The sequence below is a fragment of the Nonomuraea maritima genome (assembly GCF_900100395.1).
GTDB classification, from domain to species: domain Bacteria; phylum Actinomycetota; class Actinomycetes; order Streptosporangiales; family Streptosporangiaceae; genus Nonomuraea; species Nonomuraea maritima.
This window is the reverse complement of sequence record NZ_FNFB01000006.1, coordinates 102,714-125,893: the sequence shown is the minus strand read 5'-3', so window position 1 is coordinate 125,893 and position 23,180 is coordinate 102,714. Positions and strand designations below refer to the sequence as shown.

The following is a 23,180-nucleotide window of genomic DNA, read 5'->3' as shown; positions in this document are numbered from 1 at the left end:
CCAGTGGGCATCCCTGGCAAGGGCATACGGTCGAAGACATGACACCCCCAGTGCTGGACTTCGACTCCTGCTACCGGGCCGTCTCAGCAAGGGACTCCAGGTTCGACGGCCGGTTCTACACGGCTGTGAAGACGACCGGGATCTACTGCCGTCCGATCTGCCCTGCGCGCACGCCGTCGTCGCGCAACGTGCGCTTCTACCGGCACGCCGCGGCGGCCGAGGCGGCCGGGTTCCGGCCGTGCAAGCGCTGCCGTCCCGAGCTGTCGCCGGGTGACCCCGGCTGGGACCTGCGCGGCGACCTCGTCGGACGGGCGCTGCGGCTCATCGACGACGGCGCCGCCGACGACACGGGCGTCGCCGGGCTGGCCCGCCGCCTGCACGTCACCGAACGCCACCTGCACCGGCTGTTCGTGGCCGAGCTGGGCGTCGGCCCGCACGCGGTGGCGCGCACGAAGCGGCTGCTGCTCGCCAAGCAGCTCCTGACGGAGACGAGCCTGCCGATCACGGACGTGGCGTTCGCGGCCGGGTTCGGCAGCGTGCGGCAGTTCAACGCGACGATGCGGGAGACGTACGGGTTCACGCCGAGCGAGCTGCGCGCCACGGCAGGGAAGTACGTCCGCGACCCAGGGGTGGCCGGGCCGGTGTCGCTGCGGCTGCGGCTGCACCGCCGGGATCCGTACGACGTGGAGGGGGTTTTCTCGTTCCTCGCCGCGCGCGCCGTCCCGGGGCTGGAGACGGCCGACGGAACGTCGTACCGCCGGGCGGTACCGGGCGGCACGATCACGCTCACCCCGCAGGACGGCCACATCGCGCTCGACGTGGCCGTGGCCGACACGGTCGACACGCGGCAGCTCAACCGCGTCGTCGCCCGCTGCCGCCGCCTGCTCGACCTCGACGCCGAGCCAGACGCCATCGCGCAGGCCCTCCGCCCGACCTCGCTCGGGCCGCTGGTCGAGGCCCGCCCCGGGCTTCGCGTGCCGGGCGCGTTCGACGGGTTCGAGCTGGCCGTACGCGCCGTCGTCGGGCAGCAGATCTCCGTGGCCGGAGCGCGGACGCTGCTCGGCCGCATCGTCGCGCGGGCCGCCGTGCCGGGCGGGCTGTTCCCGCCGGCCGACGCGCTGCTCGACGCCGACCTGACCGGGCTCGGCCTGACGAACCGCCGCGTCGAGACGCTGAAGGAGCTGTCCGCCCGCGTCGCCGACGGTCACCTCGACCTCGACGGCGGTCAGGACCCCTCGGAGGCGGTGGCCGAACTTCTGAGTGTCCGCGGCATCGGACCGTGGACGGCCAGCTACATCGCGCTGCGCGCGCTGCGCGACCCCGACGCCTGGCCCGCCGGCGACCTCGTGCTCGTCAAGCGCATGGCCGCCCTGGGCATCCCCCAAGACCACGTCGAACGGTGGCGCCCGTGGCGGGCGTACGCCGCCCTGCACCTCTGGAGCTCATCATGATCGCTGCTCAGACCGTACCGACTCCCGCGGGGCCGCTGACGCTGCTGGCGCACGGCGGGGCGCTGGTCGGGGCCGGGTTCACCGGCGACGTCGAGGAGATCTTCACCCGGCTCTCGCCCGCGCTGCGGCAGGAGGGGCTGGAGGTCGTGGACGACCTCGGGGCCGCGACACTGGCCGTGCGCGCGTACCTGGACGGCGACCTCACCGCCCTGGACGCCGTACCGGTGTCGCAGCCCGGCACGCCGACCCGCAAGCGGCTGCACGCGGCGCTACGCGAGGTCAAACCGGGCACGACCGTCTCGTACGCGGAGCTCGCCGTGCGGGCCGGCCTGCCGCGCACCGCCGCGCGGGCGGCGGGCTCGGCCTGCGCCCAGAACCTCATCGCCCCGTTCGTCCCGTGCCACCGCGTCGTGCCCAGCACGGGCGGCTACGGCGGCTACCTGTACGGCGTCGCCGTCAAGGAATGGCTCCTCGCGCACGAGTCCGGCCACTGATCACCTGGGAACGCCTCCCGCTTCCCCGGGAGACGTTCCCTGCCCGTTACGGTCTGACGTTGCTCTGGATCTCGCCTATCTCGATGTCGCGGGTGGTCTCCACCGTCACGGGGGCGAGCTGGAGCTCGGTCACGTCGCCCTCCACCTCGACGGGCCAGACGGTGGAGACGCCGAGGGTGTACTTCTCTCCCGGCTGGTCGATCGACGCGCGCAGGTAGCGGACGCCGCAGGTGAACGTGCCGCCCTTGGTGTACGGCCGGCCGCTCGGGCCGCAGTTCTCGTCGTGTGTCTCCGCCCGGTCATCGGTGGTGCCCGGGTCGATGGTGATGCTCTTGAGCGTGGCGACCACGGTGACGCTCATGAAGCCGGGGATGGTCGCGGTCACCGTACGGCGGGTCTCGCCGACGCCTTCGAGCCAGACCCAGGTGTCCAGGTTGACGAAGCTCCTGTTCTCCGGGCTCAGCTTGATCGTGTGCTCGGGGACGGTCAGCGACGCCCGCGCGATCTGCGTGAGCTGCTCGGGCGTGATGCCGGCCGGGGGCGTGGTGTCGGGCGGCACGAACACGAACAGTTCGAGCCCGCCCCAGCAGGCCGGGCCGTCAGGGTGGTTCTGGTCGTAGTTGGGCACCCACCAGTGGCCCGGCTGGCCGAGTTTCTCCTCGAACTGTTTGAGGAACTCCCTGCGGCTCTCCTCGTTGATCGCCGAACGCCTGGCGTTCTCGCGGGGGTCGGTGAAGCGGTCGTACATCTCCTGGGCGGTCGCGGACGGCTCGTACCAGCAGGGGCTCGGGAGGCGGTAGCTGTCGCCCCGGCCTCTGCCCACGCCGTTCCCGCTGATGACGATCTTGTCCTGGACGGCGAGGTTCGCGGTGGTGGTTCTGCCTTTCTGGTCGACGTCGACGTTGCCCTGCGGGGGGTCGTCGGGGGGAGCGCCGAACAGCAACGCCGCGCTCAGGAGCGTCGAGATCATGGCCTTCATCGGACGCACCGCTCCCTGGCCTCGATGTACGTCCGGATGAGCCACCGGCCGTCCTGACCGCGGTGCGCGATCACGCTCAGGGCGTACGGGTCGCTGGACCTCTTCGACACGGTCTTACCGGTGCCGGTGGAGACGACCCGGATGCCGGACTCGTCGAGACAGGCGTCGACCTGGGCTCCTCTGCCCTGGACCGACCGGATGCGCACGTTGTAGATCCGGCCGATGCCGCGGATGGTGTGGCCCTTGGCCGCGTGCTCCTGCAGCCAGCCGCCGGCCTGTTCCGCCGCTTCGTACTCCATGTTCTCGGCGTAGCTCGTCGCGCCCTCGGCGAGGGCCTTGCGGGTGCCGATGTACTGGTCGACCATGAGCTTCACCAGCGGGTCGGGGTCGGCGGGCCACTCGATCCTGGCCCGCAGGCCCTCCGCGAGCCGCACCGTCCGCGGCCCGGTGGGGATCTCTTCTTCCTGCTTGTCGGGGGTGGCGCTCTCGGAGGGTTGCTCCGTGGGCGGCGGGGCCTCTGTGGGCGGCGGGGCCTCTGCGGCCGCCCGCGGCAGGGGTGGCGGCTCGTCGGCCGCGCAGGCCGTCGCTGCCATCATCAGGGCCGGCAGCAGGCCCGTCATTATCGCCGCACGTCTCATGCTGACGACTCCCTCACTACGTGGATGCGCCACGTGGGCAGCAACTCCTGGATCAGTGCCTCCGTCTCGGGCGCCATCCCACCCCCGTACGGGTGCGAGGACGCCCGGCGGTCGAGCCCCTCCACGACGGCACGCAGGCGTACGGTGTCGTCGGTGGCGTGGGTGGCGCGCAGCAGGTCACGCCAGAGGGCCTCGTCGTCCGGGGCGAGCAGCAGCGCCTGGCGTACGGCGGCCACCGCGGCGTCCGGTTGTCCGTTCGCGAGCCGGATCTCGCACAGTTCCTGGGCCGCGTCGGCGACGCCCGCCGACACGTCGTACTCCAGGTCGTCGGCCGCCAGCCAGGCGTACCCGCCGGGCCGGCGACCTGCCAGCAGCGGGCCCCTGACCAGGCCGAGAGCTCTCTCCAGCAGGGCGGCGCGGCCCGCCGGGTCGTGGTGCGAGCGGCGTACGAGCTCGCGGAAGAGCGCCCAGTCGGTACGCACCTCCGGGCTCAGCCGGAGCCTGCCCGCCGCGTCGGTGAGCAGGCGCCGGGCCCCGAGCCATTCGGCGACCCTGGCGATGGTGGTGTCCCTGACCGCGTCCTCGACGCCGCGTGGCCAGAGCACCCCGCCGAGCACCACCGGGTGCACGCCGCCCCGGTGGGTGGCCAGGTAGACCAGCATCTCGGTGGCGAGCTCCATCCGGCCCTCCTCCATCGGGGGCAGACCGGCGACCTCGGCCGGGCCGAGGATCCTGATCTCGACGGCGGGCGGGTCGACGCCCTCCAGCGGCTCGGGGTCGGAGACGGGCTCGCCGTCGAGCCGGCCGGCCGTGCGGAACAGGTCGACCAGGGCCCGGTAGTGGCGGCGCGGAAGCAGCTGGGCGCGTACCTCGAAGCCCAGCTCGGCGATGCGGGCGGTGCCGTCGTCGCCGATCTCCAGCGTCCAGGTGGCGTGCGGGACGTCGCCTGCCACGACGTAGCCCGCGGTGTCGCGGCGGGCCAGCAGCGCGAGGCGGCGGGCCTCCTCGTGCGTGGGCGCGACCGCCGACAGCAGGTAGTGGGCGCGGCGCGGGCTGCCCGTGACGCGCCCGGTCAGCACCTGCTCGCGCGGCGCCGCGTCGGCCTCCAGCTCGCCCAGCACCTCGGCGAGGCTGCCGACGGCCCTGATCCGGTCGGGCGCGATGGCGGTCAGCTCGGCACCGAAGCCGACGAGCGTGACGCGCATGCTGTCGGACCACAGGTTCGTGGCCAGCTCGACGGCGAGGGCGGCGAGCGCCGCGGTCGTCTGCGGGCCGCGTACGTTGATCAGGCCCTGCGCGGCCTCCAGGTCGATGAGGACGCGCCCGCCGGCGTCGGTGCCGATGGAGACGAGTCCGGGGTACGGGGCGCCCGAGGTGCGGCGGTCCGGCAGGAGGCGTCCCTCGTGGGCCGGCAGCCGCCAGATCTGGCCGCCGTCGGTGGCCGTCCAGGGGACGGGCGGGGCGTCGTCCGGGGGGTGGATCCACAGGTCGAGCGTGCGGGCCGACAGGTGGGCGCCGTACACGGTGGGCGGGGTGCGGTGCTGGGCGGCCAGCTCGGCGCCGAGGTGCCGCAGCCCGATGTCGAGGACGCGCGCGCCAGGCGCGTCGCCGCCCAGCCGGAGCGCGACCTCCGCCTGTGCGGCGTCGTCGCGGGGACGGACGATCCGGCGGCCGAACACCCGTCGCCACAGCTGCTCGCGGCGGCGTCTGGCCAGCACGAGGAGCAGCCCGGCGGCGGCCAGCGACGCGCCCGCCAGGTAGTCGGTCAGGTCGGCGCCCTGGGCCTCGCGGACTTCCGTCGCCTGCTCGCGTCCGCCCTGGCCCGCGCGCTGTTCCGGCAGGCGGTGGCGGGCCTCCCGCTTCTCGGCCTGCCGTTCGGCCTGGTCGCTCACCTGTTCCTGGACGCTGCCAGGGGCGACGTCCACCCGGCCAGGGTGTTCGCGCAGGGTCTCCGCGCGTGGCTGGCCCGCGGGGACGACGTGGGCGTTCTTGGCGTCGTCCGGCATGTCGAGCACCCAGCCGGGTCTGATCAGGTCGGCCATCCGCAGCCGGCTGCCGTCGGGTTGCTCCTTGGCCTGGTTGAGCTTGTAGATCTCGTGGTAGCGGCGTCCGTCGCCGAGGCACTTCTCGGCGATCTCCCACAGGCTCTCGTGGTGGCGGCCGTGCGGGGGCTGAACGACGTACACCTTCTTGGTCTTCTGGATCTCCTGGGCCTGCTCGACCAGCGGCGCGGAGTACGCGACCGGCGCCACCTGCGGGGTGACCGGCACGGGCGTCAGCTTGGCGATCGGCACCACCATCGCCCCCGCCGTGAACAGCAGCAGCACGGCCGAGACCAGCTTGTTGGCGACGAGCTGCATGCCGCCGGAGAGCGGGACGCGGGCGGGCATGCCGACCCGGCGGACACCGGCGTACACCTCGACGACGACGCACAGGAACAGCTGGAACCAGGCCAGCCAGACGAGCAGCACCAGGACGGCGATGATCGTGCTCGGGCCGACGCTGCCGGTCAGCACGTCGAGGTCGGTCAGCGCCGGGCCGACGGGCGGGCCGACGAACCTGAGCAGCGCGTACGGCACCCCTCCCACGAGCGCGATCAGCACCACCAGCGCGCCGAGCCCGGCGAGCACGTCGGCGGCGCGGCGCCGGGCCGGGACGCGTGCGGGATCGCCGCGCCGGGACGGGCGCGCGCCGCGCCCGGACGGGCGCGCGGCAACGCTGCGCCGGTGGGGACGCGCGGGCTCTCGCGTCGGCATCGCCTCTCCTTTCTCCGCTCAAGCGTGGTGTCTCTCAGGTCCCGCTTCCATCGACCGGCGGGATTCGGTCTGGCTCGGGGGCTATCGCGCCTCGGGGGCGGCCACGGCCTCGCCGGTCATCTCGGAGCCGGGGAAACCGAGCGCGCCGAGGAAGAACGCCTCCCACCGCACGGTCACGGTGACCGTCACCTGCGCCTGGCCGTCGCCGACCGAGCACTCGCCGCGGTTCACGCCGTCGCCCTGGGCGCTGACGATCTCGTCGGCCCTGGCGCACACCTGCTGCTCGCCGAGCAGCCGCATCTCCCCCGTCTCGCGGAGGTGGTCCTGGTCGATCTCGTCCGCGCCGGCGCGGGCCGCCTGCTCGGCGACGTCCGCCGCGCGCAGCCGCGCGTTGATCGCCGCGCCGCCGTCCACGAGCAGGCCCGCCAGCAGGAACACCACCACGGAGAACAGGACGACGAACACCGACATGGACCCGCGTTCGTCCTTTCTCACCCGCCGTCCTCCTCGACTCTTCTGAACCGTTCGAGCGGCACCACGGCGGTGCCCGTCAGCTGCTTCGTGGCGTCGAAGCCGAGGAACGACAGGTCCAGCTCGCAGGTCACCTCGGCCCGTACCTGGCCGCCCCCTTGGAACTCGGAGCCGTCGAGGGAGACCTCGGCCGAGCGGCAGCGGTCGCGCAGCACGCCGGTGGTGATCGCCTCGGCGGCCGCCTCGGCCTCGGCGAACGTACGCCGCACCGACGCGGCCCTGGCGGCGTCGCGCGCCGCGCCGGCGACCCGGCCCTGCGACTCCACCAGCACTCCGGCACCGGCCAGGAACAGGAGGAACAGCAGGATCAGCGGGGCCAGCATGACCGTCTCCACCGCCATGGAGCCGCGCTCGGCGTCCCGGCGGGCGCTCACTCGCAGTCACCGCCGCCGTTGTCGGGACGGAAGCACTCGACGGGCCCGCCCGCGGTCGCGGTGACGGTGAAGGTGAGGTCGGGCAGCAGCGGAATCACCTGGACGGCGCTGCCGGTGACCGTGACGAAACGCTCGTCGGGTTCCTTCTCGGACGTCGTGGCCGTGGCCTCGCGCAGCAGCCGGGGTCCGATCGCCTGGACGATGTCGGTGGCCTTGCCGGTCGCGGCGGCCTGCCAGGCGTCGGTGTCGAACGGCGCCGCCCTGGCCACCCGCGCGCCCTCCCTGGCCGCCGCCTCCGCGACCTGCCGGCCGTGGAACCACAGGGCGACCTGGACGATGAGCAGCGCGGCGGCGAGGATCACCGGCATGAGCAGCGCCAGCTCGACCGCCGTCACCCCGCGCTCGCCGTGCCTCTCACGGACTTTCACCACCACCACCGCCGCCGCCCCCGAAGGACTGCTGGATCTCGGCCTGCTGCTGCTCGACGAGCGTCTTGATCAGCGTGGCGAGGCCGAGCGCGACCCCCGCGATGATCGCGGTGATGATCACCCACTCGACGGCCGAGGCGCCGCGGGTCGGCGCCTCACGGGCCCGGCGTACGCGCTCTCCGAGGTACGCGGTGAGGTAAACGATCCAGGGATGGTTCATCAGACCCCCAACATCTTCATAGCGGCCGGGAAACTCAGGAAAATGACGAAACCTGCGCAGAGCAGGAGCTGCGCCACGAGCATCGACTGCGAACGCTCGCCCGCCCGGCCCTCGATCTCGGCCAGTTCGCGCCGGCGCAGCGTGGCGGCACGGGCGGTCAGTGACGCGCGCACCTTGGCGCCGTCGTCGGCCACGAGGCCGAGCGCCGCCGACAGGTCGCGCAGCTCGTCGACGTTGATCTCCTCGCCGAGCTGGCCGAGCGCCTGCCACGGGGTGATGCCGACGATCCGGGCGCCGCTCAGGGCGTCGCGGATGCGGCCCATCGCCCAGTTGGGCTGTTCGCCGCTGACCGAGACGGCCATCATGAGCGACTCGGGCACGCCGCGGCCCCCGGCCAGGTTCATCGACACCAGGTCGAGAAAGGCCCCGACGACGTGGCGGAAGTCGCGCCGCTTGGCCGCGGCGTCCTTCCTGACCTGAAGGTCCGGCAGGAAGAAGAAGACCGCCGCCACGAGCAGCGCGGCCCAGAACGGCACGGCCAGTGACGTGCCCCACTCCATGAGCACGAGCCAGCCGAGCAGCAGCGGGAACGCGAGCAGCCCGCTCGCCGCGAGCAGCACCTTGGTGGCCAGGAACGCCTCGAACGAGCGCCCGAGCAGGGCCAGGTCGGCCTTGGCCGACCGCACCTCCCAGCCGCGGGCGCCGTACAGGCGGGCCAGGCGGGCGCCGAGGTTGCGGCGGAACGCGCTGACCTCCTCCTCGGGCAGCAGGAGCTGGATGCGGGGGGCGTCGGCGCCCTCGCGCACGGCGTCGAGCGCGAGCAGCCGCGCCACCAGCCCAGGACGGGCCGGGAACAGCGCCCGCAGCAGGACGAACAGCCCGAGCCCGAGCACGGCTCCGGCCAGCGCGCCCTCAACCATGGCCGCCGCCTCCTTCCGTGAGCAGCCGCGTGGGCTTGTCGAACCTGGCCAGGCGGCGCATCCAGGCGAACCCGGCGCCGAACAGGCCGGCGACGACGACGAGCACCGCCTGGCCGAGGAAGCCCTCGTACTCGGCGACGTAGGACGGGTTGAAGACCACGAGCAGCCCGGCGAAGGCGAGCGCGGTGATCACCACGATCTGCACGCTGCGCCGGGTCGCGCGCCGCTCGGCCTCGACGCGGCGGCGCATGTCGAGCTCCTCGCGGGCGGAGACGGCGAGCGCGCCGAGCACGTCGCGCAGGCCGGGACCGCGCAGCCGGGAGTTGAGGATGAGCGCGGCGACCACGAGGTCGGCCGAGGGGTCGTCGAGCTCGTCGGCGAAGTGCGCGAGCGCGTCGGGCAGCGCCATCCGGGTGTGCAGGCGGTCGGTGAGCGCGCGCAGGTGGGGCCGGAGCGAAGGCGCGGCGGCCCTGATGGACGACGGGATGGCCTGTTCGAGGCCGGCCGCGCCGGCGATGGTGTCGCGCAGCGACTCGGTCCAGGCGGCCAGCCCTTCGAGGCGTTGCATGGCGACGCGCTCCTCCGCGGCGCCGCCCGCGAGTCCGCGCCAGGCGAAGACGAGCAGCACCGTGCCCGCCGCCATGACCGGCCAGCCGGTGACGACCAGCACGAGGGTGGCGGCCACCGCGGCCACGGCGACGCGGGTGGTCAGCATCTTGACCAGGTGCCGCCTCGGCCGGGGCGGGCGGGGGCGCAGCCCGTACAGGGAGAGCCCGAGCAGGAACAGGCCGCCGCCCGCGACGGCGCCGGCGAGCAGCGCGAGAGGGTCGAACGTGATCGGCATGCGCTACCACCCTCCAGGCAGGTAGCCGTGGGCGGCCAGCTCTTCCAGGCACGACAGCGGGGCGTGCGGGACGGCGGCGCCGTCGGGGCCTGGCGCGAACACCTCGCTCGACAGCACGCGGCCGTCGCAGCCGTTGACCTCGCGGATGCTGGAGACGTACCGGCGGAGTTTGCCGCCGAGGTGGTAGTCGTTGCGCTTCTCGACGAAGACCACGAAGTCGATGGCGCCCGCGATGAGCATGTGGGTGGCGTCGATCGGCAGGCGTTCGCTCGCCTGGAGTGCGTACGTCGAGATGCGGTTGAAGACCTCCATGCTGGAGTTGGCGTGGATGGTCGACAGCGACCCGTCGTTGCCCTGGGTCATCGCGTTCAGCATGGTGACGATCTCGTCGCCGAGCACCTCGCCGACGATGACGCGGCTCGGGTTCATCCGCAGCGAGCGCCTGACCAGCTCGGCCATGGAGATCTCGCCCTGGCCCTCGGAGTTGGGCAGGCGCTGCTCGAACGCGACCACGTTGGGGTGGAGCTCGGGGTACTGGTCGAGGCCGAGTTCGAGGGCGCGTTCGACGGTGATGAGCCGTTCGACGGGCGGGATCACGTTGGCCAGCGCGCGCAGCAGGGTGGTCTTGCCCGCGTTCGTGGACCCGGCGATCATGATGTTCTTGCGGGCGGCGACGGCCGCCGTGAGGAACCTCGCGACGTCGGTGCTGATCGTGCCGTTGCCGACCAGGTCCGACAGGAACACCTTGCCGAGGCGCGCGCGGCGGATCGACACGGCCGGACGTACGGTGACGTCCATGACGGCACTCAGCCGCGAGCCGTCGGGCAGGCGCAGGTCGAGCTGCGGGTTCGCGGTGTCGAACGGCCGGCTCGACAGCCCCGAGTACGCGGCGAGGATCTGGATGAGCTCGATCAGCTCCTCGTCGGACTCGGCGACCGGGTCGTGCATGAGCTCCTGGCCGTCGGCGTAGCTGACGAAGACGCGGTCGCAGCCGTTGATGTCGATGTTCTCGACCTGGGCGTCGTCGAGGAGCGGCTGGAGGCGTCCGACGCCGAACAGGGCGGCGTGGATGCCGGCCGCGAGAGCCTCCTCCTCCTCGGCGCTCGGCGGGGTGCGGCCGGAGCCGATCTCGCTGCGGGCGTGCTCCTCCAGCACCTGGGAGATCAGCGCGCGGGCGAACTGGCGCTCGTCCTCGCCGGTCATCGGGGGGACGCCGCTCGCCTGGTCGAGGCGGCGCTGGTGGGCGAGGCGGTCGCCGACCTCCTGGCGGAAGCGCTTGACGAGCGCGTGGTCGATCATCGGTGGCTCACCAGCCTCGCGGCCAGGTCTCTGGCCGTACGGATGAGCAGGGAACGGTCGAGGCGGCCGCCCCACTGGCCGCGCAGCATCTCGGCGCCCTTGGTGTCGTACGCGAGCCCGTGGACGGACGCGACGACCGGGCCGACGATCCTGCGCACGTCGTCGACCGACGAGCGGTAGGCGCGCGGGTCGGCGATCACGACGACGGCGTCGGCCTTGGTGATCTGCAGCCGTTCGCGCAGGTGGGCGACATGGTCGAGGGAGGCGCGGGTGAGGAGCACGACCTGTTCGGCCTCGGCCATCAGGTCGGCCAGCTGCGGGTGGGCGCCGAGGCGGCCGCAGTCGGCGATCACGTCGGCGTCCGGGACGGCCGCCAGCGCCCGGCCGAGCGGGCCCCACAGCCAGGTGAGCCCGGCGGCCTGCTCGGCGTGGGTGAGCCCGACCAGCACGTCGAGCCCGCCGATGATCTTCTGCGTGTGCTGGGGGATCTGGGCGGCCTCCAGGCCGCGCCGCGCGGTGGCCCCCAGCGTGAGCAGGCCCCTGCCGGGGTTGAGCACGCCGCCGTCGGCGGCGGGCAGCCGGTAGGCGAGGTCGCCGCCCGCCGGGTCGCATTCTGCGAGCAGCACGGCCCTGGGCCAGACCGCCGCGAGGGCGGTCGCCGCCGTGGTGACGCCCGGCGCGCCCTTGTCGGCGGCCAGCACGATGAGGCCCACCTCAGCCCGCCTCCGTGACCTCGGCCACGGCGATCTCGCCGCTGGACGCGAACGCCACTATTTCCGGCGCGGCCGAGGCGTCGACGACGATCGTCAGCTGCCCGGAATTGGCCGTTCTCGAGCGGTCGCCGACGGTGTGGACGAGCGCGTTCGCCGCGAGCACGCGGCTTTGTCCCTGACTTGACCGCGCCGGTACGAGAATGACCTGGACACGGTCGCCCTCCTGCACGTCGGCCGGCATTTGCCCGGCTTTGAGAGAAAGGCCGACGGTGGCTTTTCCTGGGCCGAGTTCGCTGCTGGCCCCGTTGACCATCTCGACCGTCAGCAGGGTGCCGGGAACGAGCGTGACGGCCGCGAAGCTGCGGAGCAACTGCTCGCGCTGCGACCACCGGACGAAGTCGACGCCGGTGCCGGCGATCTGGACCTCTTCGATGTCCTGCGCGGTGAACCGCTGCCCGGCGCCGACCTGCTGGGCGATGCGCACGGCAGAGACGCGGTCGCCGCTGCGCAGGACGAGCAGGGTCGTGGCCAGCGCGCCGCCGAGGATGAGGAGGACGGCCAGCGCGGCGAGGGCCGGCTTGCGTTCTCTGGGCGGCACGGGGAGCTTGCGCGAGGCAGGGCCGGACAACGCCGCCGCCGCGTTGACGGCAGGCTTTTCACTGGTCCTCATGGGTGGGGGGCTCCCGAAGTGAAATACGGAATTCACGCCATTATGTGAGGGCTTGCCGCGATGGCGTGGCGGAATTCGGCGACCCATGCTTGTTCCGCAGGTGGGACCGTGTCAACCGGAATTCAATGATGCCTGTTTTTTCTACCAAGTTGACGAATACCGAAATTTCAGCATGTCGCCACTCTCATAACGGGTGCCACATTTTTCACAGCTACGGGCCTTTTCGCCATGCCATTGCCGCCGACCGGCGCGCCCGGCGACGTTCCTGGCGCTACCTTGGGCGCCGACTCGACCGAGGAGACGGCACATGCGGATCATGCTCACCGTGCTCGGCGGGCAGGGCGACCGTGACGTGGTGATCGACGGCGACGGCGACGCGACGGTGGCACGGGTGAGCGAGGCGCTCAGCCACGTCTCCGGCCCCGCCGGGCCGCTCGCCACGGTGGTCAGGCTGCCCAGGTCCAGGGCGCCGTACGGGCTGTCGGCCGATCAGCGGGCCGCGGTGCCGCGCCCGCGCGGGCCCGAACCCGCCGACGCGGGGCCGCCGACGCTCTGGTGCGACGGACGCCCGCTCGACCCGCGCGCCCCCGCCGCCGCCGTGCTGCGCGACGGCGACAAGGTCACCATGGACGCCCGCCTCGCCCGCGCGACCGTCGTCGAGGAGCCCGGCGGCGTCGCCGAGGTGCGCGTGGTGGGCGGCCCCGCCGCGGGCGCGGTGCACCGGCTCGGGCTGGGCGTGCACGTCATCGGCTCCGACCCGATGTGCGCGATGGCCGTCGCCGACCCCACGCTGGCGCCCGAGGCGGCCACCGTACGGGTGACGCCCGAGACCATCACCGTGGAACGGTCGTGGCGGCCGCGAGGCGAGGCACCCCGTCCCAAGCTCAAGGGCCGCTGGGCCGAGGAGGTCGCCGAGCTGACCGCGCGGACCGCGGAACGCGAGGCCGCCGAGTTCGCCGCCGGCTACGAGGAGGTGCCCCTGCTCGACGGCCGGCCGCTCGACGAGCCGGCCGAATGGCCGGACCAGGCCGTGCTGACCTGCGGGGCGTCGGTGTTCGTGCTCACCACGATCGAGCCCCAGGACGCCCACCTGGCCCCGCACCCCGAGGGGGGCGTGGCCTACAACCGGCCGCCCCGGCTGCAGCGGCCGGAGCCGCGACGGACGTTCACCCGCCCGAAAGAGCCCAAGAGGAACGAGGGGATGCGGCTGCAGCTGCTGGCCGCGTTCCTGCCCGCCGTGCTCGGCGTGACCCTGGCCGTCGCCCTCGGGCAGTGGTACTACCTGCTCATGGCGTTCATGACGCCCGTCATCATGATCGGCCAGTGGCTCAGCGACCGGCGGCACGGCAGGAAGCAGCACCGCAAGGCGCTCAAGGAGCACGCCGCCAGGCTGGAGGCGTACGACGAGGCGGTGGAGCAGGCGCGGGTCGCCGACGAGGTGACCCGGCGGGCCGACTCCCCCGACCCGGCTCAGGTGCTGCTGACCGCGATCGGGCCGCGCAGGCGGCTGTGGGAGCGCCGCATCCACGACGCCGACGCGCTGCGGTTACGGGTCGGGCTCGCCGACCTGCCCGCCAACCTGGAGCTGTCGGAGGAGCAGGGCGGGCCGATCGAGCCGCCCATCTGCCGGTCCGTACCGGTGGCGCTGCCCATGCGCCGGCTCGGCGTGGCCGGCGTCACGGGCTCACGCGAGGCCGCGACCAGCCTGGCAAGCTGGCTGATCGCCCAGGCCGCCACCCTGCACAGCCCGCGCGACCTGGCCGTCGTGGTCGTGTCCGCGCACGCCGACGCCGAGCAGCGGTGGGGCTGGATCCGCTGGCTGCCGCACTGCGCGCCGCGCGCGGGCGAGGACTGCGTGGCGCTGGTCGGCGCCGACCCCGAGACGGCCGCCCGCCGCGTGGCCGAGCTCGCCGCGCTCATCGACGAGCGCCGCAACACCTCGCTCCCCGACACGGCCAAGGTCCCCACCGGCTGGGACGACCTCGGCGGGCCCGAGAAGCCCAGCTTCTCCACCTACGACGTGCGTCCGTACGACGTGCTGGTGATCCTCGACGGCGCCCAGGTGCTGCGCGGGCTGCCGAACATGCCGCAGGTGCTGCGCCAGGGGCCGCGCTGCGGCGTCTACACGCTGGCCCTCGACGAGGACGAGCGGCTGCTGCCCGAGGAGTGCCAGACCGTGGCCGCGTGCGGCACCGACGGCCTGGTACGCCTGCGCGGCGGCGGCCTCGACGTCATCGGCCCGGTTCTCGGCGACCTGGTGTCCTTCGCCTGGTGCGACCGCCTGGCCCGCGCACTCGCCCCGATCAGGGACGTCAGCAGGGACGACCCCGGCGGCAACCTGCCCGGCGCGCTGCGCCTGCTCGACCTGATGGGCATGCCCGCGCCGTCCGCTCGGGCCCTGGCCGCCCGCTGGGGTCCGCGTGGCAGCACGGAGGCGCTGATCGGCGTCGGCCCCGACGGCCCGTTCTCGGTCGACCTCCGGCTCGACGGCCCGCACGCGCTGGTCGCCGGCACCACCGGCGCGGGCAAGTCGGAGCTGCTGCAGACGCTGATCTGCTCCCTGGCCGTGGCGAACCGGCCCGACCAGCTCACGTTCGTGCTGATCGACTACAAGGGCGGCGCGGCCTTCAAGGAGTGCGTACGCCTGCCGCACACCGTGGGCATGGTCACCGACCTGGACGGCCATCTCACGCAGCGGGCCCTCGACTCGCTCGCGGCCGAGCTGCACCGCCGCGAGCGGCTGCTGCTGTCGGCCGGGGCCAAGGACATCGACGACCACACCGGCCCGGGGATGCCGCGGCTCGTGCTGATCATCGACGAGTTCGCCGCCTTGGTGACCGAGCTGCCCGACTTCGTGGCGGGCCTGGTGGACATCGCCCGCCGGGGACGCTCGCTCGGCATCCACCTGATCCTCGCCACCCAGCGGCCCGCGGGCGTCGTGTCGGCGGACATCCAGGCCAACACCTCGCTGCGGATCGCGCTGCGGGTGACCGAGCCCGCCGAGTCCGTCGACGTCATCGACCTGCCCGACGCGGCACACATCTCCAAGTCCACGCCTGGCCGCTGCTACGTGCGTTCTGGGATGGGGCCGGCGGCGGCCGTGCAGACGGCCAGGGTCGGCGGACGCAGCCCGTCCTCCGGCGGCGACCCCGGCGTCCGCCTGCGGGTGCTCGACGTCGACTGGCGCGGCCTGGGCCGTCCTCTGCCCGCGCCTCCTCAGCCGCAGGGGGACGACTCCGCGACCACCGACCTGACGCTGATGACGGACGCGCTCATCGAGGCCGCCGGGCTGGCCCGGGTGCCGGAACAGCCCAGCCCGTGGCTCGACCCGCTGCCCGTCCGCCTCGTCCTCGACCTGCCCGAGGAGACGAGCGCCGGGCCGGAGGTGGCGCCCGTCCCGTTCGGCGTCACCGACCGTCCGTGGGCGCAGGACCGGCAGCCGCTGGCTCTCGACGTGGCGCACGGCGGCCATCTGCTCATCGCGGGCGCGGCCCGCACGGGACGGTCGACGGCGCTGCGCACGATCGCCGGGTCCATCGCGGCCCGCACCTCGCCGGAGGACGTCCACGTCCACGCGGTCGACTGCGGCTCCGGCGCGCTGCTGCCGCTGGTCGCGATGCCGCACTGCGGCGCGGTGGTGACCCGCGACCAGCTCGACCGCGTCGAACGGCTGCTGACCCGGCTGCGCGCCGAGGTCGGCCGCCGCCAGCAGTTGCTGGCCGAGGCCGGGCACGCCTCCCTGGCCGAGTACCGGCAGGCCGGCAACCGCCTGCCGTGGCTGGTGTTCATGCTCGACCGGTGGGAGGGGTTCGTCGCCGCGTTCGAGGGCTACGACTACGGCCGCCTGATCGAGGCCACGCTGCAGCTCATGCGGGAGGGGCCGGCGGTGGGGTTCCGCGCGGTGGTCACGAGCGACAGGTCGGGGCTGCTCGGGCAGGTCTCGACGGTCTTCGACGACCGGCTGCTGCTGCGCATGTCCGACGTGGCCGACTACGGTCTGGCCGGGCTGCCGGTGAAGGGGCTGCCGGCGTCCATGCCGGCCGGACGGGCGCTGTCGATGGGCGAGCACGGCATCGTGGAGCACCACGTCGCCCTGCTCGACGCGGACCCGGCCGGGCCGGCCCAGGTGGCCGCCCTGCAGTCGCTGGCCCGCGCCGCCGGAGGCGCTTCTGAGGGTGCGTGGCGGTGGAAGGGCGAGCCGCCGTTGCGGGTGGACGCGCTCCCCGCGCGCGTCACCGCCACCCAGACGCTCGCCCTCGAACCGTCGTTCACGCCGCCGTCCCCGCTGTGGGCGCTGGTCGGGGCGGGTGGCGACGCGCTGCGGCCGCTCGGGCTCGACCTGCTCGCCCACGGGCCGGGCGCGGTCGTCGCGGGGCCGTCCCGCTCGGGGCGTTCGTCGGTGCTGGTGACCGCCGCGCGGTCGCTGATCTCCCATGGCACGCCGGTCGTCGCGGTCGCGCCCCGCCGCAGCCCGCTGCGGGACCTCAAGGGCGCGCTCGCGGTGCTCGACGGGAACGCCACCGACCTCGCCGAGCTGGTGTCCGACCTGAGTCGGTACGTCGTGCTGGTGGACGACGCCGAGCTCGTCAACGCCGACAGCCCGCTCGGCACGGCGCTGGAGGAGATCCTGCGTACGGGGCGGGACGGTGACCACGGGCTGCTGATCGCGGGCACCACCGGGGACCTGGCCGTGGCCTATCGCGGGTTCGTGGCGGAGGCCAGGAAGTCGCGTACCGGGGTGCTGCTGTCGGTGCAGGGGCAGACGGACGGCGACCTGTTCTCGCTCCGCCTCCCCCGCGGCGCCGCCGGCGGCCCGCAGGGCCGCGGCCTGCTGGTCACCACAGGCACCCTCACCCCCATCCAGTCCGCCCTCCCCGACACCCCCTGACCCTCACCACCCGCCCGCACGGCTGGGCGGTCAGGGCTCGTCGGCGGGGAGGGTGAAGAAGCGGACGTGGAGGGGCCGGGCGTCCGGTGGCGCCTCGCCCTGCGGGTGGCCGTACTTGAGGAGCAGCGCGATGTACTCCTCGTAGAAGCGCTCCAGCCCCTCCTTGGTCATGCGGGTCATCGCCCTGGAGCCTCTCGCCCAGCCGGGGTCGGCCCGGAAGGCGGCGGGGAAGCGGTCGATGAGGGCGAGGTCCTCCTCGAAGTGGACCCGGTGGAACTCCTCCAGCGCCTCCCGTCCCTCCGGCGGCAGCTCACCGGGGTCTGGCAGCCGGATGTCGCGGGGCAGGACGGCCCGGCGCCACCAGCGCTCGCGGCCCGACGAACGCTCGGGGATCTCCTCGATGAAGCCGTGCTTCTCCAGCTGGCGCAGGTGATAGCTGGTGGTGCCGGTCTTGGCGCCGAGCAGTTCGGCGAGCGTGGTCGAGGTGGCAGGACCGTGCGCGTTGAGGTGCGTGAGCATACGGCGGCGCATGGGGTGCGCGAGCGCCTTGAGTCGCTCGGGATCGTCGAGAAGAAACCGCTCGCCCAGCTCGTCATCCTTCATGACGAGCAGCCTAGTACCGCAGAACGATATCTGCAGACATCTCTTTGCCGAGACTTCTCTGCAGACTATCGTCGGCAGTATGAACCGCATTCACGCGGCCGCGGTGGCCGCTCTCTCCACCGTCACCCTGACCATCGCCCCCGCCATCTCCCTCGCACCCCCGACCACCGGCACCCCGGCCCTCACCGGGCCACTCGCCGCCGCGACACCATCCGCCGCAGCGGCGTCCGCGCGGGGAGCGGACGCCGACCTCGGCCGCGCGCCCGGCGACTCCCCCCACGCCCCTCTCAGCCCGGCCGTCGCCGGGCCGCTCGCATCCGGGCGGGGGGATCGCGGTGATGTCGGTCGTGGTGTGTCGCCGCTGGTGGTGCCGGGGGATCTTGTCAGCAGGGAGGTGAGCTTCTCCGGAGGTGGGGGGCTCATGCTGCAGGGCAGCGTGGTCCGGTCGCGGGAGGCCGCTGACGCGCAGCCCGGGATGGTGCTGGTGCATGGGGCGGGTAGCGGGCCCCGGGAGAAGGTGCTGGAGGAGGCCATCGCCTTCGCGCGGCAGGGGATCACCGTGCTCGTGTACGACAAGCGGTCGGTCGGGTACTCGCTCTTCCGGCGGTCGTACGGGGACCTCGCCGACGACGCGCTCGGAGGGGTCGGGGCGCTGCGGCGGCAGCCGGACGTCGACCCCGCGAAGGTCGGCATCTGGGGGTTCAGCGAGGGCGGGTGGGTGGCGCCCGTCGCGGCGGCGAAGTCCCCCGACGTCGCCTTCCTCATCCTCGTCGGCGCCAACGGGCTCGCGCCGCTGCGCCAGCAGACCTGGGCGGTGGCGGCCGCGCTGCGCAAGTCGGGCGTGAGCGGTCCGCTGGTGGACGTGAGCGTGCCCAAGCTCTACCGGGTGATCGCGGACGGCGGGATGTTCCCTGAGCCGTACTTCGACCCGGCGCCGGTCGCCGCGCGGGTCAAGCAACCCGTGCTCGGCGTCTGGGGGGTGCACGACCTGCTGACACCTCCGCGCGAGTCGCCGCCCCGCCTGGCCGAGGCGCTGGAGCAGGGCGGGAACCGGAGCTACACGTTCCGGTTCTTCCCGGACGCCGACCACGCCGCCCATCTGAGCCCTGACGGCGGCGTCACGCGTCTGCCCGACCTCGCCCCCGGCTACGCTGACCTGGTCGGAAGCTGGGTCGCCGACGTGACCTCGGGACGGGTGCCGACGGCCTCGGTCTCGGGCCCCGCGCCCGTGCAGCCGGACGACACCGTGCCCGTGCCACCACCCGCGTGGTGGGAGTCGGCGGGCATGCAGCTCGCGGCGCTCAGCCTGTTCCTGGTCGCGTTCGGCGGCTACCCCGTGGCCGCCCTGACCCGCCGTCTCAGGCGGCTCAGCCGGCGCGGCACGGCGACGGCTTCCACGACTCCAGCAGCCATGGCTCCCCGAGCTCCTACGGCTCCTCCCGCTCCTGCGGCTTTCGCGGCTCCCGCGGCTTGCCTGCGGCCGGCGCGGGTGGTCAGCGCGGGCGGGCTGGTGACGATCGCCGGCGCGTTCGTCTTTCTCGCGTACCAGATCATGATCGGCGGGAAGCTGGCCGCGCCCGGGCCGGTGGTGGCGGACCGGCCACTGGTCTGGCTCGCGCTGCAGGCGCTGACGGCGGCGACCGCGGTGGCGACCGCGCTGACCGCGACGCGCCTGGCGCGGTCGTGGCGGTCGATCGGCGTCGGCGAGAGGTTCAGGCTCGGGCTGCTGGTCGCGGGCGGGGTCGTGTTCGTGCCGTGGGCGCTGTCATGGGGGCTGCTCCTCCCCTGACGGCGTCCCCGGACGGGCTGCCGGCCCCGGCGTTGTACGGGGTGCGGGGCCGGAGTGACCTTTATGCTGATGCGCGGGTTATGTCCTGTGGGAGGGGCTGTGCAGACCAAGAAGGACCTCTACCAGGCCCACCGGCTGCAGCAGCAGCGGCTCGGCATGGCGCTGCTGCAGGCGGAGCCCGACGTGCCCGAATCACCCATGCGGCGGCAGAACGTGGCCACGTTCGGCGGCGTCCTCATCGGCGTGCTGGTGCTCGCCGTGTTCGGGATCTGGGGCCTGGTCAACCCCGGCAACGCCACCAAGCTCACCGACCCGGGGCAACTGCTGGTCGAGGAGGAGACCGGCGCCGCGTACGTGTACAGCACGCAGCAGCACCGCCTGCTGCCGGTCGCGAACTACGTGTCGGCCCGCCTGGTCCTGGACGCCCCTGAGATCACGACCCGCGTCGTGTCCGCCGCCTCGCTGTCCGGCTATCCCCGGGGTCCGCTCATCGGGATCTCGGGGGCCCCCGACTCGCTTCCCCCCAAGGACAAGCTGGTCAAGGCCCCCTGGTCGGTCTGCGTGGCGAACGGCCCGGACAACAACGGCGTGCACAAGCCGTACACGACGCTGGTCGGTGGGCAGGACGTCGGCGGGCGGCCGGTCGGCGGGGACGCGATGGTGGTCTCGGACGGGCAGCAGAACTGGGTGATCTGGGGCGACCGGCGCATGCGGGTGGCCGCGCACGGCGTGCGGGCACTCAACGTGCAGCCCCGCCCGGTGCCCGCCGCCTGGTTGAACGCCCTCCCGGTGGGCCACGACTTCGACGGCCCCGACGTGCCGGGCCTGGGACGCAAGGTCCGCACCGCCGGCAAGGTCACGGCCACGGTGGGCCAGGTGTTCATCGTCCCCGGCCTGCCGGGCACCGCCGAGCGCTGGTACGTACGGATGGCGGACGGCCTCGCGCCCATCTCGCCCCTCCAGGGGCAGCTGCTGCTGGAGAACCCGGCCACCAAGAAGGCGTACGGCAAGCTCCAGGCGAAGCCCATCCAGATCGACGCCGCCACGGCCAACGCCACGCCGTCCGGCAGGACGCTCACGGACCCGACCCTGCCGCAGGCCATGCCGAAGGTGGTCGACCTGCCCGGTTCGGTGCCGCTGTGCACGGTGTACGCGGACACGAGGACGGGCTCCGCCGCGGCGAAGGTCACGGTCGGCAGCAGGATCGTGATCCCCCCGCCGCCGGCCACGGCCGTACCTGGCCAGTACGACCAGGTGCTGCTGCCGCCGGGCACCGCGGCGGTGGCCGGGGTGTTGCCGGGCGAGGGCCAGCTCGGCGCGGTGGCGAGCTCGCTGTCGCTGGTCACCGACCAGGGCGTGCGCTTCCCGCTGCCCTCGGCCGACGTGCTGGCCAAGCTCGGCTACGCCGCCGACGACATCGCGCCCGTGCCCGCGAGCATCGTGCACGGCATCCCGCAGGGCCCGCCCCTCGACCCGGAGGCGGCCCGGTCACCGCTCAGGTGAGCGGCTCACCAGCCGATCTCCGGCATGATCGAGGCGTCCTCGAGCTTGCTCGCGTCGAACTGGCTCTGCGGGTCGTCCACGAGGTCGGAGGCGGCCGGGTCGTAGATCGCGGCGGCCTCCAGCAGGTTCGGCTGCTTGTCGGGCACGGCGCTCAGGAGCGGCAGGTCCCGCGTGTACTGGTTGAGGCCGACGCCCACGGCCGCCATGATCGCCGAGACCTTGAGCACGATCTTCCAGTGCTGGGCGAAGATCCTGCTCAAGGTTTTGTGCCACTCCGCCGTCAGCGTGATGGCCTGCCGCTCGGCGTTCAGCCACGTGGGCACCGATATCGCCGCGCCGGCCCGCGCCACAAGGACGTACCTCGCCAGCAGGGCCAGCAGCGCGCTGAACGCATAGCAGAACATCATCAGGCAGTGGGTCGCCTGCGCCGAAGACTTCAGCGCTTCGCCACTGGCGCGCCGGTTGTTCTCCAGTGTGGTGAGGTGCTGGTCGAGGAGCTGGACCTTCTCCTGGAAGGATTCGTACGCCCGGCCCTTCCAGTCGCCCGACTCGCCGATCTGCTGGGCCAGCCGTTGCAGCTCACTACGCAGGCTCTGGAGGTCCATCGGACCCTCCGCCGCCATCGGCGGGCGCCACTCCTGCTTCTCGGTCGTGATGAGAACCGCCGGCTGCCCGGCGTCGCTCGGCGTCTGGTCGAGCCACAGGTCGGCGCCCCTGTCCTGTTCCGCGGGGTCGGAGACCAACATCCCCATGAGAGCGGCCAGCGGGGACGCGTACGGCATGATTGTCGCCGCCAGCGACGCGATTGCGACGGCGCCCAAAAAGTTGGTCAGATCACCCTCGTAGGCCACGGCTCCTCCTCCTTGCCCAGCACGGCGGGGGCATGTTCGTCGTCCAGGCCCCAGACTTCCTCGCCCTCGCCCGCGTGGGGGCCGCGCTCGCGGTCCTGCTGGTCCTTGTTCGCGCCGCCTCCCGTCATGGGCGGCGGGTAGAGGGGCACGCCGGTGTTGAGCGCACGGGCGATGCTCCCCTGCGAGCCGAGGCCCTGTGGGCCGTGCGCGGCGCCCGCGCCGCTCCCCTCGCCGAAGCCGACACCCGTACGCGGTATGCCGGTGCCCAGCCCGTCGGGGACCTTCGGCTGCGAGAGGCCGGAGGTGGGCAGGCCGGAGGTGGGCAGGCCGGAGGTGGGCAGGCCGGCGTTCGACAGGTTGCGGTCGAGGCCGGCCAGGTCGGTGGCGGCGGGCTGGTTCACGCCGTCGAGATCCGGCATTTTCGGCTGGTCGAGGTCGGGCCGGTCGAGATTCGGTTGTTCGAGGTTCGGCTGCTCAAGGTTCGGTTGTTCGAGGTTCGGCTGCTCCGGATTCGGTTGTTCGAGGTTCGGTTGTTCGAGCTGCGGCTGGTCGAGGTCCGGCTGCTCGAGGTTCGGCTGGTCCAGATCGGGACGGTCGATGCCCGGCTGGTCGATGCCGTCCAGGTCCGGCCGTTTCACGTCGCCGAGGTCGGGGCGCTCGATACCGAGGTCGTCCGCCGAGGGCCCGTCGATGCCGAGGCCGCCCGGACCGCCCAACCCGCCGGTCTTGGGCAGCTTGCCGAGACCGCCCATGCCCGGGCCGCCGAGGCCGGGCCCCGGGTCGGCCGCCTTGCCCGCCTCCTCGGCGAGCCGGGCGTTGTCGGCCGCCGTACGCAGTGCCTTCTTCCAGGATTCGAGCACCTCCCGGCCCTGCTCAAGCGCGTCGGCGGCGTGGTCGCGCATGTTGCGGTGCGCCACGTTGAGCCCGCCCCCGATGACGCCGAAGGTGAGGGTGTGCAACTCGATGGCCCGGGTCTTGTCGCTCATGTGGGTGAAGGTCTGGCCGTACATGCCCACGTGGTTGCCCAGGTCGCGAACTTTGGAGTGCGTCATCGCGAAGTCGGGGTCGTTGGCCCGTGGGCCGATACCGGCGGCGGACGGTGTGTCGCTTCCGGGCGACAGCGAGTCGGACATGCAACCCCCTTGGTCCCATCAGCCCCATACGCTACGACAACCGCGGATGCCCCGTACAGGCGAACAGGACGACATCGCGGGCGGTCACCACTTACC

At 73.2% G+C, this 23,180-nt stretch carries 20 protein-coding genes; 5 read left to right on the top strand and 15 right to left on the bottom strand.

Annotated features, from left to right (window positions below; all coding sequences use genetic code 11):
- The first annotated feature begins 38 nt into the window (after nucleotides 1-38).
- Nucleotides 39-1,451, top strand: coding sequence for an Ada metal-binding domain-containing protein (locus BLR04_RS13105; protein ID WP_090763388.1), 1,413 nt, complete (start codon nucleotides 39-41; stop codon nucleotides 1,449-1,451).
- Complete coding sequence (locus BLR04_RS13100) at nucleotides 1,448-1,945, top strand: methylated-DNA--[protein]-cysteine S-methyltransferase (RefSeq protein ID WP_090763385.1); 498 nt, start codon at nucleotides 1,448-1,450, stop codon at nucleotides 1,943-1,945. Before BLR04_RS13105 ends, BLR04_RS13100 begins: the two co-directional genes overlap by 4 nt.
- Nucleotides 1,946-1,991: 46 nt before the next feature.
- Here BLR04_RS13100 and BLR04_RS13095 read toward each other — a convergent pair whose 3' ends face one another.
- From BLR04_RS13095 to BLR04_RS13040, 12 genes are all read right to left on the bottom strand, one after another.
- Nucleotides 1,992-2,915 (bottom strand): hypothetical protein, encoded by a 924-nt coding sequence (locus BLR04_RS13095; protein ID WP_245740218.1) that lies wholly within the window; start codon nucleotides 2,913-2,915, stop codon nucleotides 1,992-1,994.
- 5 nt (nucleotides 2,916-2,920) lie between these two features.
- Nucleotides 2,921-3,562, bottom strand: a complete 642-nt coding sequence (locus BLR04_RS13090) for a hypothetical protein (RefSeq protein WP_143022028.1) — start codon at nucleotides 3,560-3,562, stop codon at nucleotides 2,921-2,923.
- The gene (locus tag BLR04_RS13085) at nucleotides 3,559-6,318 is read right to left on the bottom strand and encodes a bacterial transcriptional activator domain-containing protein (protein WP_218128869.1); all 2,760 of its coding nucleotides are present in this window, start codon (nucleotides 6,316-6,318) and stop codon (nucleotides 3,559-3,561) included. The genes BLR04_RS13090 and BLR04_RS13085 overlap by 4 nt, the downstream gene beginning before the upstream one ends.
- Before the next feature lie 81 nt (nucleotides 6,319-6,399).
- Entirely contained in the window at nucleotides 6,400-6,813 is a 414-nt protein-coding gene (locus BLR04_RS13080; RefSeq protein ID WP_245740217.1) for a pilus assembly protein TadG-related protein, read from the bottom strand.
- Nucleotides 6,810-7,223 carry a TadE/TadG family type IV pilus assembly protein gene (locus BLR04_RS13075; RefSeq protein WP_090763376.1) on the bottom strand — a complete coding sequence of 138 codons (414 nt, stop codon included), beginning with the start codon at nucleotides 7,221-7,223 and terminating at the stop codon, nucleotides 6,810-6,812. The genes BLR04_RS13080 and BLR04_RS13075 overlap by 4 nt, the downstream gene beginning before the upstream one ends.
- A complete protein-coding gene (locus tag BLR04_RS13070; RefSeq protein WP_245740216.1) occupies nucleotides 7,220-7,651 on the bottom strand; it encodes a TadE/TadG family type IV pilus assembly protein in 432 nt (143 codons plus the stop codon). Before BLR04_RS13070 ends, BLR04_RS13075 begins: the two co-directional genes overlap by 4 nt.
- Nucleotides 7,638-7,871: a hypothetical protein gene (locus BLR04_RS13065; protein WP_090763373.1), complete on the bottom strand. Its 234-nt coding sequence runs from the start codon at nucleotides 7,869-7,871 to the stop codon at nucleotides 7,638-7,640. Before BLR04_RS13065 ends, BLR04_RS13070 begins: the two co-directional genes overlap by 14 nt.
- Nucleotides 7,871-8,791 (bottom strand): type II secretion system F family protein, encoded by a 921-nt coding sequence (locus BLR04_RS13060; RefSeq protein WP_090763370.1) that lies wholly within the window; start codon nucleotides 8,789-8,791, stop codon nucleotides 7,871-7,873. The genes BLR04_RS13065 and BLR04_RS13060 overlap by 1 nt, the downstream gene beginning before the upstream one ends.
- Entirely contained in the window at nucleotides 8,784-9,635 is an 852-nt protein-coding gene (locus BLR04_RS13055; RefSeq protein ID WP_090763367.1) for a type II secretion system F family protein, read from the bottom strand. The genes BLR04_RS13060 and BLR04_RS13055 overlap by 8 nt, the downstream gene beginning before the upstream one ends.
- A 3-nt stretch (nucleotides 9,636-9,638) precedes the next feature.
- Nucleotides 9,639-10,934 (bottom strand): TadA family conjugal transfer-associated ATPase, encoded by a 1,296-nt coding sequence (locus BLR04_RS13050; protein ID WP_090763364.1) that lies wholly within the window; start codon nucleotides 10,932-10,934, stop codon nucleotides 9,639-9,641.
- Nucleotides 10,931-11,647, bottom strand: a complete 717-nt coding sequence (locus BLR04_RS13045) for a hypothetical protein (RefSeq protein ID WP_090763361.1) — start codon at nucleotides 11,645-11,647, stop codon at nucleotides 10,931-10,933. The genes BLR04_RS13050 and BLR04_RS13045 overlap by 4 nt, the downstream gene beginning before the upstream one ends.
- Before the next feature lies 1 nt (nucleotide 11,648).
- Entirely contained in the window at nucleotides 11,649-12,317 is a 669-nt protein-coding gene (locus tag BLR04_RS13040; protein WP_090763359.1) for a hypothetical protein, read from the bottom strand.
- A gap of 307 nt (nucleotides 12,318-12,624) precedes the next feature.
- On the opposite strand from BLR04_RS13040, the gene BLR04_RS13035 reads away from it, so the two are divergent.
- Nucleotides 12,625-17,205, top strand: a complete 4,581-nt coding sequence (locus BLR04_RS13035; RefSeq protein WP_090763356.1) for an FtsK/SpoIIIE domain-containing protein — start codon at nucleotides 12,625-12,627, stop codon at nucleotides 17,203-17,205.
- A gap of 30 nt (nucleotides 17,206-17,235) precedes the next feature.
- Here the strand turns inward: BLR04_RS13035 and BLR04_RS13030 are convergent, their stop codons facing one another.
- Nucleotides 17,236-17,808, bottom strand: coding sequence for an ArsR/SmtB family transcription factor (locus BLR04_RS13030; protein WP_090763353.1), 573 nt, complete (start codon nucleotides 17,806-17,808; stop codon nucleotides 17,236-17,238).
- 79 nt (nucleotides 17,809-17,887) lie between these two features.
- On the opposite strand from BLR04_RS13030, the gene BLR04_RS13025 reads away from it, so the two are divergent.
- The gene (locus tag BLR04_RS13025) at nucleotides 17,888-19,597 is read left to right on the top strand and encodes an alpha/beta hydrolase family protein (RefSeq protein WP_143022027.1); all 1,710 of its coding nucleotides are present in this window, start codon (nucleotides 17,888-17,890) and stop codon (nucleotides 19,595-19,597) included.
- Between the two features lie 99 nt (nucleotides 19,598-19,696).
- Nucleotides 19,697-21,100, top strand: coding sequence for a type VII secretion protein EccB (eccB, locus tag BLR04_RS13020; protein WP_245740215.1), 1,404 nt, complete (start codon nucleotides 19,697-19,699; stop codon nucleotides 21,098-21,100).
- A gap of 5 nt (nucleotides 21,101-21,105) precedes the next feature.
- Here eccB and BLR04_RS13015 read toward each other — a convergent pair whose 3' ends face one another.
- Together BLR04_RS13015 and BLR04_RS13010 are read right to left on the bottom strand one after the other, a co-directional pair.
- A complete protein-coding gene (locus tag BLR04_RS13015; protein ID WP_090763347.1) occupies nucleotides 21,106-21,951 on the bottom strand; it encodes a WXG100 family type VII secretion target in 846 nt (281 codons plus the stop codon).
- Nucleotides 21,930-23,084 carry a hypothetical protein gene (locus tag BLR04_RS13010; protein ID WP_090763345.1) on the bottom strand — a complete coding sequence of 385 codons (1,155 nt, stop codon included), beginning with the start codon at nucleotides 23,082-23,084 and terminating at the stop codon, nucleotides 21,930-21,932. Before BLR04_RS13010 ends, BLR04_RS13015 begins: the two co-directional genes overlap by 22 nt.
- Between the last annotated feature and the right edge of the window lie 96 nt (nucleotides 23,085-23,180).